The organism is Mucilaginibacter yixingensis (assembly GCF_041080815.1).
In the GTDB taxonomy this organism is placed as follows: domain Bacteria; phylum Bacteroidota; class Bacteroidia; order Sphingobacteriales; family Sphingobacteriaceae; genus Mucilaginibacter; species Mucilaginibacter yixingensis.
The window spans coordinates 4879382-4895115 of sequence record NZ_CP160205.1; the positions used below are offsets into that span (position 1 = coordinate 4879382).

Here is a 15734-nt window from a genome sequence, read left to right on the forward strand (position 1 = left end):
GGTTCATAGTTTATAGATCATAGTTGAGCCTTTTATAAACTAAAAAGCAAACCCGCAACAAGCCGAAGGTGCCATGAACCATCGTCTATGAACCGTGAACTTGAAACTACTTTAACTTACTTTTTAAAAAAGCAATGGTATACCCATAAGCCTCTTTAGTGGCTTTACTATCATAAATAGGGTTGCTGGGGTTGGCAAAACCATGGTCGGCATCAAAGGTGTGGACGGTTAGTTTTTTACCCGCGGCCTGCATATCTGTCTGAAATTTGGCTACCGTTTTAGGGTTAATCCATTGGTCTTTGTTGGCAAAGTTGCCTAATACATCGGCATGGAGCGTTTTCAATTTTTTTACGTCCTGCTCCGGCATGCCATAATACATTACGCAGGCGTCGGCACGGTCGGCCGCAAGCAAGCTGGCTTGCAGGCTCCAACCACCACCAAAGCACCAGCCAATGGTAGCAATGCGGGCCTTAGCCCCGGTATAAGCAATGGCACCGTTAATAATTGCGCGGGCGCGGTCATCTTTTACGGCCTGCATCAGGGCACCGGCTTCCTCGCGGGTGGTGGCTACCTTACCATCATACAAATCCAGATCGAGCACGTTAACGTTGCCCAGATCTGTAAATAGTTTTTCTGACTCTTTCTTCACCCAATCGTTCAGTCCCCACCACTCGTGTATCACCAGCAAATAGTTGGCTTTAGGGTTTGATGACATAAACAGATAGCCGTTAGCCGTTTTACCGTCGGGCGTTTTATAGGTAATAGCCTTACCTAAATGACTTTGAAAATGGTATTTCAGCGGCACCGGGTGCGACAGGACAAATTTTTTATCAGCCGCCAGCATAGCAAACTGCCGGGTGGCCGATGTTTTGGCGCTGGGTTTGGCGCAGCAAGCCATTTTGCTTTGCCCAAACGCCACCGAGGCGAAGGCCAGCAACACGAGGGTAAAAAGTTTTTTCATTTTATGTGTTAGCAGGATGTGTAGGATGATTATACAAGCAAATGATTCTATTGTTTGAAGCGCCCCGGCAATTGAAACAACGATTTATATAACTCTGTAGCGTTCTAAATATTATGCACGTATTATGCATTAAACCGACAATTATGAAAAGCCCAATAGCGTTGTTCGCCACCTGCCTTATGCTGCTGTTTACCCACTGCAATAAAGACGGAACCTCTGGCTCAAAAAGATATACGGGCACCTTTACCTTTGTGGGTTGCACTACTATAGCCATTGATATTGACGGCAAGCCCGGCACCGGCAATGGTGTGCAGTGGACAGACCGGGAGGGCAACAACCATGCTAATGCCGTATCGGTTAAAAACTTCTGTTATATCTCCGGCCTCCATTTACAATCGGGCGATAAGATCAGCTTTACCGAAACTTCTTCAGATGTTACCAATACGCCGTCGTGTGTAACGGTACTGTGTGCCATGCAGGGGCCTAATAGCAACGTTTTTGTAAATGATGTGAAGAAGGAGAATTGATTTGCACTTTAGGGAGACGCAAAGTATTGCTATATTAAAGACCATGCTTAGCAAGTCCTCTCCTTCGGAGAGGATTTAGGAGAGGTTTTACGCCAATATATCCCTGATATCCTCTGCTGTCAGCGTCTTAATAAAGCTTTCTTCGGTGGTGATGAGGGCGCGGGCTACGCTGAGTTTGCGTTGTTGCAGGGCCAGGATCTTTTCTTCTACCGAGTCTTTGGTGATGAACTTGTAGATAAATACGTTTTTAGTTTGACCGATGCGGTGCGTGCGGTCTATGGCCTGTTGCTCTACGGCCGGGTTCCACCATGGATCGAGAATGAAAACATAGTCGGCCTCGGTAAGGTTAAGCCCGACACCACCGGCTTTGATAGAGATGAGGAACACTTTGGTTTTTTCATCCTCCTGGAAACGTTTTACTATCTCCCCCCGGTTTTGGGTAGAGCCGTCCAGGTAAGTATAAGTGATCTTGTTATCCTCAAAATGCTGGCGATAGATTTGCAATTGCTTTACAAACTGCGAGAAGATCAACACTTTGTGCCCGCCATCCAGCACGTTAGTCAGCGTGTGGGTTACGTTCTCAAACTTGCCGCTATCGCCCTCGTAGGCATCGTCAATCATACTCGGGTGATTGGCAATCTGGCGCAGCTTGATCAAACCTTGCAGCACCTGCATTTGGGTTTGAGCAAAGGTGCCATCCTCCAGACTCTTTAACAATTCGTTCCGATATTCAGACTTTACCTGCTCATAAACGCTCGACTGCTCGTCGCTCATCTGGCAGTAGAACAAGTGCTCGGTTTTTGGCGGCAACTCGGTAGCTACCTGCTCTTTGGTGCGGCGCAGCACAAACGGTTTGATGATGGCCTGTAGCTTGCGGGCTTTCTCCTCGTCCTTCTTCTTTTCAATAGGCGTCACAAACTCATTGATAAAGAACTGCTGACTGCCCAGCAAGCCGGGATTGATGAACGACATTTGCGTCCACAAATCGTTCACCGAGTTTTCTACCGGGGTACCGCTCAGTATCAGCTTATGTTTTGATTTGAGTTGCTTTACCGATTGATATGATTTTGACGACGGATTTTTAATATTCTGACTTTCGTCCAGAATCACATAGTCAAAAAAGAATGCTTTGAATAACTCGATATCTATCCTGCTGATGCCATAGGTGGTAATTACCACATCATAATTGGCAAACACCTCCGGATTTTTATAGCGGAAGGCACCGGTGTGCACCATCATCTTAATATCGGGCGTAAACTTTCTGGCCTCGTTTATCCAGTTGTAAATCAACGAGGTAGGCATAATCAAAAGCGATGTGCTTTTGCCGCCCGCGGCCTCGTTATCTTCTTTATTTTTTTGCAGCAGGGCCAGTGTCTGGATGGTTTTACCCAAACCCATATCATCAGCCAGGCAGCCGCCAAAATGGTATTGCTTTAAAAAGTGGAACCAGTTGTAACCGGCCTGCTGGTAATGCCGCAGACTACCCTTAAAGTTAACCGGCATCGGCACATCGGCCATTTCCTCAAACTCCGTGAGCTTTTGCAGCTTGCGGTTCATGGTAATGCTGGCCAGATCGCCTTCGGCCAGGTCTGTAACCAAACCAATGTGGTGCTTCTTCAGCTTCAGTCCCTCGTGGTTTTCAGAGAAGTGCAGCAGGTTGCCATATTGCGAGAACCATTTATCAGGTATCACCGCAATCTCGCCCGATGGTAGCACAAACTCTTTCTTACGGTTAAGAATGTGGTTGCGCAGCTCCAGGAACGGTATTTTGTATGGGCCGAAGTGTACTACGGCATAAATATCAAACCAATCGTTATGCTCGGTTACTTCCAGATCAATCTTGCTGCTGCCGAACAGATATTTTTTTTGTCCGTCGGGCTGATCTATCTCAAAACCGGCAGCAATCAACTCATCATGATGCTGATTGAGCCATTCAAAAACGCTGAACGATTGATCTGCCTCGGCATCACTACCCACCACCTCCAGGTTCTGAAACAACGATGAAGTGATGTGCAACCCCATGCCCTCCAGCATTTGCAGCTTACCTTTTTCCCACGTTACCGAGCGTTTGATGCGATGGAAAACATAATCATCCCCATTTTTATCAATCCGTACCGATACATGCCGGCCATCCCCGTAAGGGAAAGTATAGCCCGCGTATCTGAAACAAAGCTGAATTTGCGAGGTACCGCCCGGTACGTAAATAGGTTTCAATACCGGCGATGCATCATACTTCTCGGTATTGATGGTAAAACCTTCGGCATAAACCGAATGCTTCTCTATCAGCGGGGCCACAAATTTTTCAAAGTACGATTGCTCTGAAGCCCGCGGGATAGCGATGTAACGCTTATTTAAAAAAGGCACCAGCTTTTTGCCTTCAATCTCTTTTTCAAAATAATACAGGGTATCATCCAGCATCATCCAGGCCGGGTGATTACAAATGATCTCGGCATTTTTGAACATGAATTCAATGCGGTGTCCCTGGTATTTGATGGTTGGGAAGTAACGGATCTCCTCCTCGTCCCTGCGGAAGTGGAATAGCACCGTGGCTACCTCTGTTGCCAAAAACAGTTGCTTACCAGCCGGATAGCCCTCTTTACTCATCTGGTAAATTTGCTTACCGGGCAGCAGGGCCAGCGCTTCGGCCATCTTTTTCTCCATTTTGGGGCGAATGGCATCGAACAGTTGCTCGTTAAAGATCTTGCTAAAAAACTCGAACGGACGAACGGGCTTTTTGTAGTATTTTTTGATGATGTTACCCTGCTCCAGGTCTTCCAGAATTTTGATCAGCTTTAAATCAACCTCGTCCAAACAGCTGGAAAACTCTTTGGCCGTGTTGCTGAATAAACGCTGATGGGTAAGGGAAAACTCGCCGTTGGGATTGAGCTGAACGATGTGTGGCTCGATGACGTACGACAGGTATTCATGCCTGGCAACGGCATAAATAATTTGGCATGGCTTGCTGCTGTCGACGCGTAACATTTGCTTCTGGTAAAAAATTAAGAGAAGCTACATCAACAAAAAATTCAAACGTAAACAGAATTTTTATTAATCAAAAGCTTTTTGGGTTAAAAAATTGTTAACAAGCGCTTTGTAAACTTCAAAAACAAAGAAAAACGCAATATTAGTTATACCTTTGTAAGCCCAAAATGGCTGAGTATGAGCAGAAGATTAACGCGCAATCCTTTCCTGATTTTTTCGCCGTTTCTGTTTATTTACAGTTGGTTTATCATAGCCCATAAATGGCCAAAGCTTTATGGCGATGAGATCCGTTACGTAGATTTTGCACATAACCTCATTCACGGGTTCTACTCTCCCGCCGCCCCACACATTAACTTGTGGAACGGCCCGGGTTTTCCGCTGGTTATCTGGCCTTTCATCGCATTGCACGTACCAGTGCTGTACATTACGCTGCTCAATGCCCTCTACCAATATTTTGCCGTAGTGATGCTATACAAATCGGTAAGGCTGGTGGCTAGCCATACCATTGCGTTGGTGGCCGCCTTGTTGCTAGCTATTTATCCCAATGCATTTTCGGTACTGCCCATTTTGTATACTGAGGCGCTCACTGTTTTCCTGATATCGGCTTTTGTGTATAGCATCACGCTGTTTTATGCTAAGCGTAAAAACAAACACCTCATTATAGCCGGTTTGCTACTTGGCTTTTTAACGCTGGTAAAAATCATCTTTGGTTATGTGCTGATTTTGGGCTTAGTAATTTCGGCAGTCACTGCATTATTCAAGCGCAACAAAACCAACGCGCTAAAATCAAGCTACATCTTTCTGCTGGCGTTGGGCGTTACCCTGCCCTACCTGGCCTATACTTACCGCCTCACCGGCAAGCCATTTTACTGGGGCAACTCTGGCGGCATGAGCCTTTACTGGATGAGCACCCCTTACGAGCATGAATACGGCGACTGGAAAGTACCGCAACTGAACAATCATCAATACCCCATCCTGTTCAAGTCGGCAGAAACGGTGGCGATACTGAAGAAAAACCATGCTAAAGAAATTCAGTTTATCCTGAAGCATAACGAGCTGGAGCAGGATGCCCTCTTTAAACAATATGCTATCAGGAATATTCGCCAGCATCCGTTTAAGTTTATTAAAAACTACTATTACAACGCTTCGCGGATGCTGTTTAATTTCCCTTACAGCTATTCGTACCAGGATGGGGCTATTGTTACCAACATTATCAGCGGCTCGTTAATCCTGTTTTCGGCTATACTGGGGTTGATTGCTACCTGGGTCAATCGTCGCAGCCTCATTTTCCCGGTTAAATTACTGCTGCTTATCAGTGGTGTTTACTTAGGACTGAGTGGTGCACTGAGCGCCTACCCGCGTCAATTTGATGTGATGATGCCGGTGCTGCTGTTCTGGCTGGGTTTCCTGGCAGCACGCATACCAACGCCAACGTTCAGGTTTGTAGATGAGAATGCTAATATTGATGATATCAGTCTGCAGGATCTCAGTGGGACTGGGATTGATATTGAGAAGACGGTGAAGGACTGAAAAATATAAGGGTGTCATGTTGAGCCTGTCGAAACACGTGCGCTGGGCATGACGGCGACTGGCCTTCACGCGCCCTTCGACAGCGCTCAGGATGACACCCGGCGCTCATTTTATAGTTCATCTACTCCCCCAACAAATCAGGTCTGCGCTCGCGGGTACGTTCCAGTGCCTGATCAAAACGCCATTTCTCTATCTCACGTGTATTACCGCTTAAAAGAATATCGGGTACTTTATGGCCGCGCCACTCTGCCGGACGGGTATATACCGGCGCATCCAGCATATCATCTTGGAAAGAATCAGACAAAGCCGAAGTTTCATCAGACAATACACCGGGAATCAACCGCACCACTGCATCTACTAAAATGGCCGCAGGCAGTTCGCCGCCAGAGAGAACATAATCGCCAATAGAGATCTCACGGGTAACATACAGATCGCGCACGCGCTGATCAATGCCTTTATAATGCCCGCATATCAGGATGAAGTTTTGCTTGATAGATAGCTGGTTGGCGATACCCTGATTAAGCGTCTCGCCATCTGGCGTGAGAAAAATGACGTCGTCATACTCGCGCTCGCTTTTCAGTTTTTCTATGCACAAGGCGAAAGGCTCAACGCTCATTACCATACCGCTGCCGCCGCCGTAGGGGTAATCGTCTACACTTTTATGTTTATTGTTGGCATAATCGCGCAGGTTGTGCACCACAATTTCGGCCAGACCTTTTTTCTGCGCACGCTGCAAAATAGAATGAGCAAACGGACTTTCCAGCAAACCCGGTAGCACAGTAATGATATCAAAACGCATGGGGCAAAGATAGGAGAAAGCTGAAAGCTGAAAGGTAAAAGGTTAAAGCTTTTTGCCTTCGGCTTTCAGCTTTGCGCTTAATCGCCCTCCTCCAACTCAAATATCGCTTCCACCGGCTTGCCAAAAACGCGGGCCATCTTGAGCATCGGAAACATCTTTGGAGATCTGTTCAGAAGAAATTTACTTGTTCAACATAACACTATTTTTTATTTTTAAGTTCTTTTATTACCTAATGAAATTTGTACTATTTATAGACGAAAGCGGCCATTTTGACTTAAATGTAAATAGTCACAATGATAACTTTCTAGCGATCTGTGGAGTCCTGACATCTGTAACAGCCTACAGAAAAATAGACAATGACCTTAAAGATCTCAAAAGAGAATTTTGTGATACAACCGATATCGTTCTACATTCACGAGATATCCGAAATCAAACCAAAGACTTTATTTTTCTAAAAGACAGCTTCATAAACAAGAAGTTCCTAACCGCCTTAAGCAACATAATTGAAAATGGTCAATATCGAATAATTTGCCCGGTAATTGACAAGGGAGAAGTTATTAATAGACCGCAAGAGGAATGGGGTAATATTTACCACTTAGCAGTTACATTTCTCTTAGAAAGAGTGCTTTATATTTTACAGCAATTTGGCAAGATTGATAAGCAACTAACAATCGTTATAGAAAGTAGAAATCCAAAAGAAGATAAAAAACTACGAAAACACATTGAGGGCACTATCAACTATGGAACCACATATATAAAATCAAAAGACTTTCTAGCTCTTAATATTAAAGTGTTTTTTAATAAAAAGAAAGACAACATTAATGGACTTCAATTGGCTGACTTATTTGCCTATCCAATATTGCGGCATGTAATTTATCCCAATCAGAAAAACTTCGCCTATGATTTAATTCTCGAAAAAATCCATAAAAGACATGGTATTGTTGAGGGTGCTGGAGTTAAGGTATTCCCTAGAAAATAAAGGGGCTTAAAGCCCCAGTCGGATGCAAATAATGCCCTCCAATAATAAGTTTATCTTTCAAAACCCATGTAAATATACATAGATTAAAGACAAAATGTTTGCGTTTTTGCAAACATTTTAATACTTATGAACATTATTCCAGGTACAGATCAATCAATCCATCTGGCAAATCAACATAAATCTCGCCGCCTTCTACATCAATACCTTTAATAAATTGTGGATTGAGCGGGAACAGCACTTCGCGGTTTTGATAGTGCAGGCTGGCAATGGTTTGCTGCGGATATTCAATTACATCGCTAATTTCGCCTAGTTCGCCGTGCCGCTCATCAATGGCAATGAAACCTTTCAGATCTTTTAGCGTAAACTCTTCTTTCTTCTTTTTAGGCTTTAGCTTCTCGGGCAGGTAAATATCTTTTTTTAACAGAGCCGATGCTTTCTCAACCGTATCCACATCCTCCAGCACCAGGTAGGCGGTGTTTTTGGGCGCAGGTTTAAAGGTACTCACAAAGTAAGGCACCAGCTTGCCGGCAATGTCAATAAATACGGCGTTAAACTTTATGTCTTCCAGTCCGTCAATGGCCACATACAAAACCATTTCGCCTTTAAGACCTTTGGTTTTGCCTACGCTGGCTATTTTAAAATGTTTGTCGAAACTCATGTTACCCCTCCCTGCCTCCCCAAAGGGGAGGAGATCTTGATGATTGTTATTTGAAACCCCTTTCCCCCGGAGAGGGGTTTGGGATTATAGGTGTTAAACAAAAATAGCGAAGCTTGCGGCCTCGCTATTTTTAATGCTTTGTAAAGCGTGCCGATTACTCAGCGCTTTCTGCTGGTGCTTCGGTTTCAGCTGATGCTTCAGTATTTTCTTCAGCAACAACTTCTTCTTCAGCTGGCGGAGGAGTGTTTTTAGCAGCAATAGCAGCAGCTTTGTCCTCTTTCTTTTTAGCTTCAGCAGCCAGGGCAGCTTTCTTAGCGTCAGCTTTAGTAGCTGCTAAGTTGTCTTTTTTACCGCTGATTTGGCCATCTTTTTGCTCAACCCAGGCAGCAAATTTTGCTTCAGCCTGTTCTTCGGTCAGGGCGCCTTTTTTAACGCCGCCTTGAAGGTGTTTTTTGTACAGAACGCCTTTGTAGCTCAGAATAGCACGGCAGGTATCGGTTGGTTGCGCACCACTGTTAACCCAGTTTAAAGCCTGGTCAAAGTTGATGTCGATAGTTGCCGGGTTAGTGTTTGGGTTGTAAGAACCTAAACGGGTGATGAAGCGGCCATCGCGCGGAGCACGAGAGTCGGCCACTACGATGTAGTAAAAAGGTTTGCCCTTTTTACCATGTCTTTGCAGTCTGATTTTAGTTGCCATTAATCTTTTGTTATGTATTCAACATTTTCCCCGGAGTATGCTGCGGGGCTGCAAAGGTAAGAAAGTTTTTTAATCTGTGCCACCATTTTTAGGATTTTTTTGATCCACAGCGTTTTAAGTGGCAATCCGTGTCTTTTAAATCTAATTTTCTTTCTTCCTCTTAAACTCTGGATCATACAAAAAATATCTTTGCCGGCAGAAAACCATAAAATTAACCTATGAAACAACGCATTGCCATTGATATGGACGAGGTGATTGCCGATACACTCGCCAAATTTGTACACTTATACCAGAAAGACCACGGACTTACCCTCACGCCAGAACTGTTGCACGGCAAAGAACTGCGCGATGCCCTGCCGCCTGAACTGATTGACTCTGTGCGCAAATACATTAATCAAAAAGGATTCTTCAGAGATCTGGAAGTGATGCCGGGCAGCCAGCAGGTAGTAGAACAACTGGCGCAGAAGTATGATGTATTTGTGGTATCGGCCGCCATGGAGTTTCCCAACTCGCTGGAAGATAAGCTGCACTGGCTGGGAGAACACTTCCCGTTCATCCCGTGGACCAATATCATCTTTTGCGGATACAAAATCATCAATACCGATATTATTATAGACGACCGCACCAAGAATTTCAAAGGCTTTGCCGGCAGAACATTGCTTTATTCATCACCACACAACCTGCTACTCACCGAGTTTGAGCGAGTAAATACCTGGGATGAGGTAGCAAGCCTGCTGTTATAACCCATTAAAAGTAAAAGGCTCCGGTTGCAACCGGAGCCTTTTCTTTTATACTAACGGCGTCTTAATAAACCACAGTTATTTTTCTGATCTTACTATTCCCATTATCGGCTACATAAACATTGCCAGCAGCATCAACAGCAACACCATTTGGTGATTTAAACTCAGCAGAGTCCGAGTCGCCGTCTACTGCACCGGAAATACCGATACCCGCGAGGGTGGTAGTTACACCGCCTGTTGTAATGCGTCTGATGCTGTTATTGCCAGCATCGGCCACATACAGCGTACCATCGCCATCAATAGCCAGTCCTTTAGGGAAATTTAAACGCGCGGCCGTGCCTGTGCCGTTTACCAGCCCTGTCTGGCCGTTGCCTACATAGGTACTCACGGTACCATCAGCAGTAATCTTACGGATATCGTGGTTGTTAACCTCAGAAACATACAAGTTTCCAGACTTATCTATCACAATACCATAAGGCTGGTTAAATGTTGCTGCCGTACCCTTATCATTAGTACTGCCGGCTGTGCCGCTTCCGGCAAAGGTGCTTACAACACCAGCCGCAGTTATCTTACGGATACGGTTATTATTGGTATCGGCAATATAAATATTGCCTGCAGCATCTACACACATGCCCCCCACGTGGTTAAACTGCGCATCGGCAGCGTTACCATCTTTAAATCCGGCAATACCTGTGCCCGCAAAAGTGCTAACGTTACCACCGCTTACTTTGCGAATGTTGACATATCCATTCTCAGACACGTAGATACTGCCATCGGTAGCTACGGCAAGCGTTTGCGGCGAACTTAACGTAGCAGCGGTGAGTGCGTCGCCATCGGCTCCGCCAAGCGCACCTGTACCGGCCAGCGTTGTAACACTACCGGCATCGGCCTGGGCCACTATTTTACGCACCCTATTATTATTATAATCGGCCACATATAATGCACCAGCGCCATCTATCACAATACCTTCAATATCATTGAACTGAGCGGCCAGCCCTACGTTGTCGGCAAACCCAACAGTGCCACCTGCGTAGGTAGATACGGTTGCGCTTTTAGGCGTTTTTACTGTAGTGGTGTTTCCGCCGTTATTGTTGTTCCCGGTATCAGGAGCAACATCATCTTTTTTTCCAGAGCAAGCAGCGACAAGGCAGGCCACTGTTAACAGGGCCAATAGGTTGTTTTTCATTATTTAAATTGTAGATGTTATCTTATTGGCTACAAAGATAATATTTCTACAATTTTCAGAAAGTTGGGGTTAATTTCCTGGTGATGTTTAATGGCGTGGTCAAACTGCGTGTAAGCAATTTCGTTATGAATGATGCCGATCATCTCGTCACGGTGATTATTTAACAACGCTTCTACCGCAGCCACGCCCATCCGGCTGGCCAGCACACGGTCCATACAACTTGGCCTGCCACCACGTTGAATGTGTCCCAATATAGAGATACGGGTATCATAATGCGGGAAACGCTCTTTGATCTGCCTGCCAACCTCAAAGGCTGATCCGGCTTCGCCGCTCTCGGCCACCATTACAATTTTTGATGATTTATCTCTCCGGCTGTGCTCTAAACGGGCGCACAGGGCTTCTATATCTGTTTTGGTTTCGGGGATGATAATAGCTTCGGCCCCGGCAGCAATACCGGTACGCAGTGCAATAAGGCCAGAGTCTCGGCCCATTACCTCTACAATAAACAAACGATCGTGCGATTCTGCCGTATCTCTAATTTTATCCACCGCATCAATTACGGTGTTAATAGCGGTATCGTAACCGATGGTAAAATCAGTACCCTGCAAATCATTATCAATAGTGCCGGGCATACCCACAATTGGCATATCATATTCGGCGCCAAATACACGGGCACCGGTAAAAGTACCATCGCCGCCAATGGCTACAAGGGCATCAATGCCCTCGGCTTTCAGTTTGTCATAGGCTACTTTACGGCCCTCTGGCGTGCGAAACTGATCGCTACGGGCGGTTTTGAGCATAGTGCCGCCACGCTGAATGATGTTGGCTACAGACTTACGATCCATCTCCATAAAATCGCCCGCAATCATTCCCTCATAGCCACGGCGAATGCCGGCTACCTCCAGGTTGTGGTAAAGCGCTGTACGTACCACGGCACGAATGGCCGCATTCATTCCCGGCGCATCACCGCCCGATGTAAAAACTCCTATTTTCTTTATCTCAGCCATCTTTGTATCAAAATAAACGGATTTACCGCTGCAAAAATTGTTTTGAGTGTCAGGTTTATTAATTTGGTTTTAAGGCAGATACGCAATTTTTTTACTTAGTGTACTATTTACGCATTGCCGCCGCTAAAATACATTTATTTTTCATTTGACAACCATATATAAAAATAATGTCCGGAAGCGATTGTTTTCACTTCCGGACATTAAATGTTTTGGACTACAGGATTAATTTTTGCGTTAATGTGCAGCCTTATAAGCAGCAATACCACTATCCAAATATTTTACAAAACCGTCAATATCATGAGTGGCTCCCTGAGGAGACACCAACGGTTTGCCACTGCCATCAATTATTACATACCAAGGTTGCGCATTTGAATTGTATTGCGATATCTCTTTATCAAACCACTTACCGCCCAGCGTTGTGATTTTTTCGCCGGTTAGTTTTGATACCGTTTGTTCTGATGAAGGCAAAGGCGTTTTATCGTCTATAACCAATTGCACTACTACAAAATCGTTTTGCAAACGTTTTAATACGCGCGGGTCTGGCAATACATTGTTTTCCATCTGCCGGCAATTCACACAGTTCCATCCTGTAAAATCTATTAGCACCGGGCGGTTTAGTTCTTTTGCAACCTGGATGGCCTGATCATAGTCATACCAGTCATCAACACCGCGCACTTTTGGCATGCGTTTAAATATTTCCTCGTATTTTTTGGTTTTAATACTGGTTTGAGCTATCGGCGTTGCAGATCCGCCACCCACACCGGCAGAAAGATCAAAATCCTGCGTGCTAAGCGGCGGCAAAAATGCACTGATAGATTTAAGCGGCGCCCCCCACAAACCCGGCACCATATAAACTGTAAATGCAAATACCACTATTGCAAAAAAGGTGCGAGGCACAGACAGATACGGCAGATCACTATCGTGCGAGAACTTGATTTTACCAATAAGATACAGACTCATTAATATACCCAACGCTATCCAAAGGGATAGGAATATTTCGCGATCAAACCAGTTCCAATGATAAGCTAAATCAACGTTGGAAAGAAATTTGAGCGAGAAAGCCAGCTCGATAAAACCCAAAATTACTTTTACACTGTTTAGCCATCCGCCAGAGCTTGGTAAGCTCTTCAATGCCGATGGGAACATTGCAAAAATTGTAAATGGCAGTGCTAATGCACTTGAAAAACCCAGCATGCTGATGATCGGACCAATCCGTTCGCCTTTTAAAGCGGCATCTAATAACACCGAACTAACAATAGGGCCGGTACATGAAAATGATACCACCGCCAACGTTGCCGCCATAAAAAAGATACCGGTTAAGCCCCCTTTATCTGAGTTTTGGTCAAGCTTGTTAGCCAAAGAGCTGGGTAACGTGATCTCAAATGCACCGAGAAACGACACACCGAATACCACCAGCAACAAAAAGAACAAAAAGTTAAATACGCCATTTGTAGCCAATGAGTTTAATGCCGTCGGCCCAAAAATGAGCGTTATAACAAGCCCCAGGCAAACGTAAATAAAGATGATACTTAAACCGTAAAGCAATGATTGTAGTATACCTTTAGTACGGCTTCCACCCCGTTTGGTAAAAAAGCTAACCGTTAACGGCAGCATAGGATAAATACATGGCATTAAAAATGCGGCAAATCCCCCCAAAAAACCGGTAATAAAAATGGCCCAAAGCGTTTTGGGCTTTCCCTGATTATCACTGTTTCCCTTAGCTATGCCTCCTCCGCTTTTAGCCAAACTATCGCTTTGCACTTTGGCCAGGCTATCTTGCTTTTTCTTAGCCGCTGCAATTTTTTGAGCGGGGGTTTGTATTTCGGTAAACTGCACATCACCTGTAGATACCGTATCTTTACTTTGCGCAAACACATGCTCACCCAGGGTAAACGCAAGTAGCGCTACTATTAACAATGCCGGCTTCAGTGCCTTTTTGATCAGAAATTTCATCTCTTAATTTCTGGGGTTACAGGGCTACAGCCACGGCAAAGTCAACATCATCGGGTGGCAAACATTTCTGGTCGTTACAGGTCATAAACTCCAGTTTGCCTTTTATGGTTGTTTTTTTAGCGTTCAGCTTTACTTTTTGCTGAAACGTTACAGTGTTTTCAAAGTAGGTTACATTCATACCGAAGCTCTTTTCAAACTTGGTAACAGGTTTGGGTTCTGCCACCTTGCCATTCAGTATATAATCTGGCGATTTGGCAAAAGTGAACGAGGTTTTAATAGGACCGCCGGCTTTCAACGTGGTTGAATAGATATGCCAGCCTTCATCTATTGTTGCGCGCAGCAGCACCACGCCTTCTTTATCATTAATTTTTTTAAAGGCATAAGCCCATTTAACATGGCTCTCAATTTGTGCAAAGGCACTGCTGCATAAAACCATGGCAGCAAAAACTAACAGTAACTTTTTCATTTATTTAAGGGGTTGCAAAAACTGTATCTCTTTAAAATTAAAAGTGCGCTCGCCGTTGGCGGTGGCTACTTTCAACAATCCTTCTTCGGTAACGCCTGTAACTGATCCTTCAAAAACTTCGTCGCCTGCGGCAAATGTATGTTGCTCGTTTAAACGATACAGGCGGGCCAGATAACGATCATTCAGCTCGGTTTCATTTCCGGCTTTCAGGCGCAGGTATCCGGCCTCTATGTTGCTGCAAATGTCTGATAATAATGTATTCAAATCATAATCTGCATGTAATATCTGTTTGACAGAAGCCGGGTTTGGCGCATCGGGCGGAAAAACATCCTGATTTACATTGAGACCAATGCCAATTACCGAGTTTTTGATGACGCCACCCTGAAGTGCGTTTTCAATCAATATCCCCCCTAACTTTTTATCGCCCCAATAAATATCATTGGGCCATTTAATGTTAATTGCCCGCCCGCAGGCCTTCTGCGCGGCATCGGCCACGGCCAGGCTCACCAGCTTATTTAACTGAAACTGACGCGTAGGGCTTAAAAAAGTTGGCTTTAAAAGTAAGCTAAAGGTCAAATTTTTACCCGGCTGGGCATGCCACCGGTTCTGTTGCTGACCGCGCCCGGCATACTGATCTTCTGCCATAATGACGGTTCCCTCTGCAATTGGCTCAGAATTTGACAAAAGATTCTTTAGATACGTGTTGGTAGAATCTACTTGTTTCAGTACAACTAAATTTTGTCCAACAAATAATCCTGAAAATATGTTATTTTGCAAAGTATAATAGATGTTATATCAGTTCGTTTCAAAAATAATCCTTTTTAATGGTAAAAAGTAAAGGTTCAAAAGAGTCGGCATATTTGTCTGAGCTGGCCATACATGGCATGCAGGAAAAGAAGGGCAACGAAATAGTGCGGTTAGATATGCGCAATATATTCAGTTCTGTTGCCGATTACTTTGTGATTTGCCATGCCGAATCAGGCACGCAGGTAAGAGCCCTTGCCGACAGTGTAGAGGATGAAATTTACAAGGCCACCGGTCAAGAACCGTGGAGAAAAGAAGGCCTTGAGTTTGGAGAATGGATACTACTGGATTATGTAGATGTAGTGGTTCATGTTTTCCGTACAGACAAACGGCAATACTACGGAATAGAAGATTTGTGGGGGGATGCCGAGATAAAAAACTATAAAAGCGCTTAAACAACGTGGTATCTCCCGTTAAAAAACACATGTAAGTTTGCGCACCAACA

15 protein-coding genes are annotated in these 15734 nt (G+C 44.8%); 5 read left to right on the forward strand and 10 right to left on the reverse strand.

The features are described 5' to 3' along the window. Nucleotides 1–106: 106 nt before the first annotated feature. The gene (locus ABZR88_RS20095; RefSeq protein WP_107827743.1) at nucleotides 107–961 is read right to left on the reverse strand and encodes a dienelactone hydrolase family protein; all 855 of its coding nucleotides are present in this window, start codon (nucleotides 959–961) and stop codon (nucleotides 107–109) included. Between the two features lie 143 nt (nucleotides 962–1104). Between ABZR88_RS20095 and ABZR88_RS20100 the strand changes: the two genes are divergently transcribed. Beyond that, a complete protein-coding gene (locus ABZR88_RS20100) occupies nucleotides 1105–1488 on the forward strand; it encodes a hypothetical protein (RefSeq protein ID WP_146166501.1) in 384 nt (127 codons plus the stop codon). A gap of 87 nt (nucleotides 1489–1575) precedes the next feature. Here ABZR88_RS20100 and ABZR88_RS20105 read toward each other — a convergent pair whose 3' ends face one another. Next, nucleotides 1576–4470 (reverse strand): DEAD/DEAH box helicase, encoded by a 2895-nt coding sequence (locus tag ABZR88_RS20105; RefSeq protein WP_107827745.1) that lies wholly within the window; start codon nucleotides 4468–4470, stop codon nucleotides 1576–1578. Between the two features lie 177 nt (nucleotides 4471–4647). On the opposite strand from ABZR88_RS20105, the gene ABZR88_RS20110 reads away from it, so the two are divergent. Continuing rightward, entirely contained in the window at nucleotides 4648–6000 is a 1353-nt protein-coding gene (locus ABZR88_RS20110) for a glycosyltransferase family 39 protein (protein WP_107827746.1), read from the forward strand. A gap of 121 nt (nucleotides 6001–6121) precedes the next feature. Here the strand turns inward: ABZR88_RS20110 and trmD are convergent, their stop codons facing one another. Then, complete coding sequence (gene trmD, locus ABZR88_RS20115) at nucleotides 6122–6799, reverse strand: tRNA (guanosine(37)-N1)-methyltransferase TrmD (protein ID WP_107827747.1); 678 nt, start codon at nucleotides 6797–6799, stop codon at nucleotides 6122–6124. A 232-nt stretch (nucleotides 6800–7031) separates the two neighbouring features. On the opposite strand from trmD, the gene ABZR88_RS20120 reads away from it, so the two are divergent. Beyond that, complete coding sequence (locus tag ABZR88_RS20120; protein WP_107827748.1) at nucleotides 7032–7778, forward strand: DUF3800 domain-containing protein; 747 nt, start codon at nucleotides 7032–7034, stop codon at nucleotides 7776–7778. Nucleotides 7779–7911: 133 nt separating this feature from the next. Here ABZR88_RS20120 and rimM read toward each other — a convergent pair whose 3' ends face one another. Together rimM and ABZR88_RS20130 are read right to left on the reverse strand one after the other, a co-directional pair. Then, entirely contained in the window at nucleotides 7912–8436 is a 525-nt protein-coding gene (rimM, locus tag ABZR88_RS20125) for a ribosome maturation factor RimM (RefSeq protein WP_107827749.1), read from the reverse strand. Between the two features lie 154 nt (nucleotides 8437–8590). Beyond that, complete coding sequence (locus ABZR88_RS20130; RefSeq protein ID WP_107827750.1) at nucleotides 8591–9133, reverse strand: 30S ribosomal protein S16; 543 nt, start codon at nucleotides 9131–9133, stop codon at nucleotides 8591–8593. A 218-nt stretch (nucleotides 9134–9351) separates the two neighbouring features. Between ABZR88_RS20130 and ABZR88_RS20135 the strand changes: the two genes are divergently transcribed. Next, nucleotides 9352–9876, forward strand: coding sequence for a 5'(3')-deoxyribonucleotidase (locus ABZR88_RS20135; RefSeq protein ID WP_245917007.1), 525 nt, complete (start codon nucleotides 9352–9354; stop codon nucleotides 9874–9876). A gap of 61 nt (nucleotides 9877–9937) precedes the next feature. Here ABZR88_RS20135 and ABZR88_RS20140 read toward each other — a convergent pair whose 3' ends face one another. The 5 genes from ABZR88_RS20140 to ABZR88_RS20160 all read right to left on the reverse strand — a co-directional run bounded on the left by ABZR88_RS20140 (nucleotide 9938) and on the right by ABZR88_RS20160 (nucleotide 15262). Next, nucleotides 9938–11059 (reverse strand): NHL repeat-containing protein, encoded by a 1122-nt coding sequence (locus tag ABZR88_RS20140; RefSeq protein WP_107827751.1) that lies wholly within the window; start codon nucleotides 11057–11059, stop codon nucleotides 9938–9940. A gap of 29 nt (nucleotides 11060–11088) precedes the next feature. Next, entirely contained in the window at nucleotides 11089–12066 is a 978-nt protein-coding gene (gene pfkA, locus ABZR88_RS20145) for a 6-phosphofructokinase (RefSeq protein ID WP_107827752.1), read from the reverse strand. Nucleotides 12067–12300: 234 nt separating this feature from the next. Beyond that, nucleotides 12301–14019, reverse strand: coding sequence for a protein-disulfide reductase DsbD (locus tag ABZR88_RS20150; protein WP_107827753.1), 1719 nt, complete (start codon nucleotides 14017–14019; stop codon nucleotides 12301–12303). A gap of 16 nt (nucleotides 14020–14035) precedes the next feature. Continuing rightward, a complete protein-coding gene (locus ABZR88_RS20155) occupies nucleotides 14036–14485 on the reverse strand; it encodes a protein-disulfide reductase DsbD N-terminal domain-containing protein (protein WP_107827754.1) in 450 nt (149 codons plus the stop codon). Further along, nucleotides 14486–15262, reverse strand: a complete 777-nt coding sequence (locus ABZR88_RS20160) for a biotin--[acetyl-CoA-carboxylase] ligase (RefSeq protein ID WP_107827755.1) — start codon at nucleotides 15260–15262, stop codon at nucleotides 14486–14488. 47 nt (nucleotides 15263–15309) lie between these two features. Between ABZR88_RS20160 and rsfS the strand changes: the two genes are divergently transcribed. Further along, nucleotides 15310–15684 carry a ribosome silencing factor gene (rsfS, locus tag ABZR88_RS20165; RefSeq protein WP_107827756.1) on the forward strand — a complete coding sequence of 125 codons (375 nt, stop codon included), beginning with the start codon at nucleotides 15310–15312 and terminating at the stop codon, nucleotides 15682–15684. Nucleotides 15685–15734: the final 50 nt, after the last annotated feature.

Excerpts from the sequence above, each read along its gene's own strand:
- ABZR88_RS20095 (WP_107827743.1), bottom strand. The coding sequence starts at position 961 with ATGAAAAAACTTTTTACCCTCGTGTTGCTGGCCTTCGCCTCGGTGGCG.
- ABZR88_RS20100 (WP_146166501.1), top strand. The coding sequence starts at position 1,105 with ATGAAAAGCCCAATAGCGTTGTTCGCCACCTGCCTTATGCTGCTGTTT.
- ABZR88_RS20105 (WP_107827745.1), bottom strand. The coding sequence starts at position 4,470 with ATGTTACGCGTCGACAGCAGCAAGCCATGCCAAATTATTTATGCCGTT.
- ABZR88_RS20110 (WP_107827746.1), top strand. The coding sequence starts at position 4,648 with ATGAGCAGAAGATTAACGCGCAATCCTTTCCTGATTTTTTCGCCGTTT.
- trmD (WP_107827747.1), bottom strand. The coding sequence starts at position 6,799 with ATGCGTTTTGATATCATTACTGTGCTACCGGGTTTGCTGGAAAGTCCG.
- ABZR88_RS20120 (WP_107827748.1), top strand. The coding sequence starts at position 7,032 with ATGAAATTTGTACTATTTATAGACGAAAGCGGCCATTTTGACTTAAAT.
- rimM (WP_107827749.1), bottom strand. The coding sequence starts at position 8,436 with ATGAGTTTCGACAAACATTTTAAAATAGCCAGCGTAGGCAAAACCAAA.
- ABZR88_RS20130 (WP_107827750.1), bottom strand. The coding sequence starts at position 9,133 with ATGGCAACTAAAATCAGACTGCAAAGACATGGTAAAAAGGGCAAACCT.
- ABZR88_RS20135 (WP_245917007.1), top strand. The coding sequence starts at position 9,352 with ATGAAACAACGCATTGCCATTGATATGGACGAGGTGATTGCCGATACA.
- ABZR88_RS20140 (WP_107827751.1), bottom strand. The coding sequence starts at position 11,059 with ATGAAAAACAACCTATTGGCCCTGTTAACAGTGGCCTGCCTTGTCGCT.
- pfkA (WP_107827752.1), bottom strand. The coding sequence starts at position 12,066 with ATGGCTGAGATAAAGAAAATAGGAGTTTTTACATCGGGCGGTGATGCG.
- ABZR88_RS20150 (WP_107827753.1), bottom strand. The coding sequence starts at position 14,019 with ATGAAATTTCTGATCAAAAAGGCACTGAAGCCGGCATTGTTAATAGTA.
- ABZR88_RS20155 (WP_107827754.1), bottom strand. The coding sequence starts at position 14,485 with ATGAAAAAGTTACTGTTAGTTTTTGCTGCCATGGTTTTATGCAGCAGT.
- rsfS (WP_107827756.1), top strand. The coding sequence starts at position 15,310 with ATGGTAAAAAGTAAAGGTTCAAAAGAGTCGGCATATTTGTCTGAGCTG.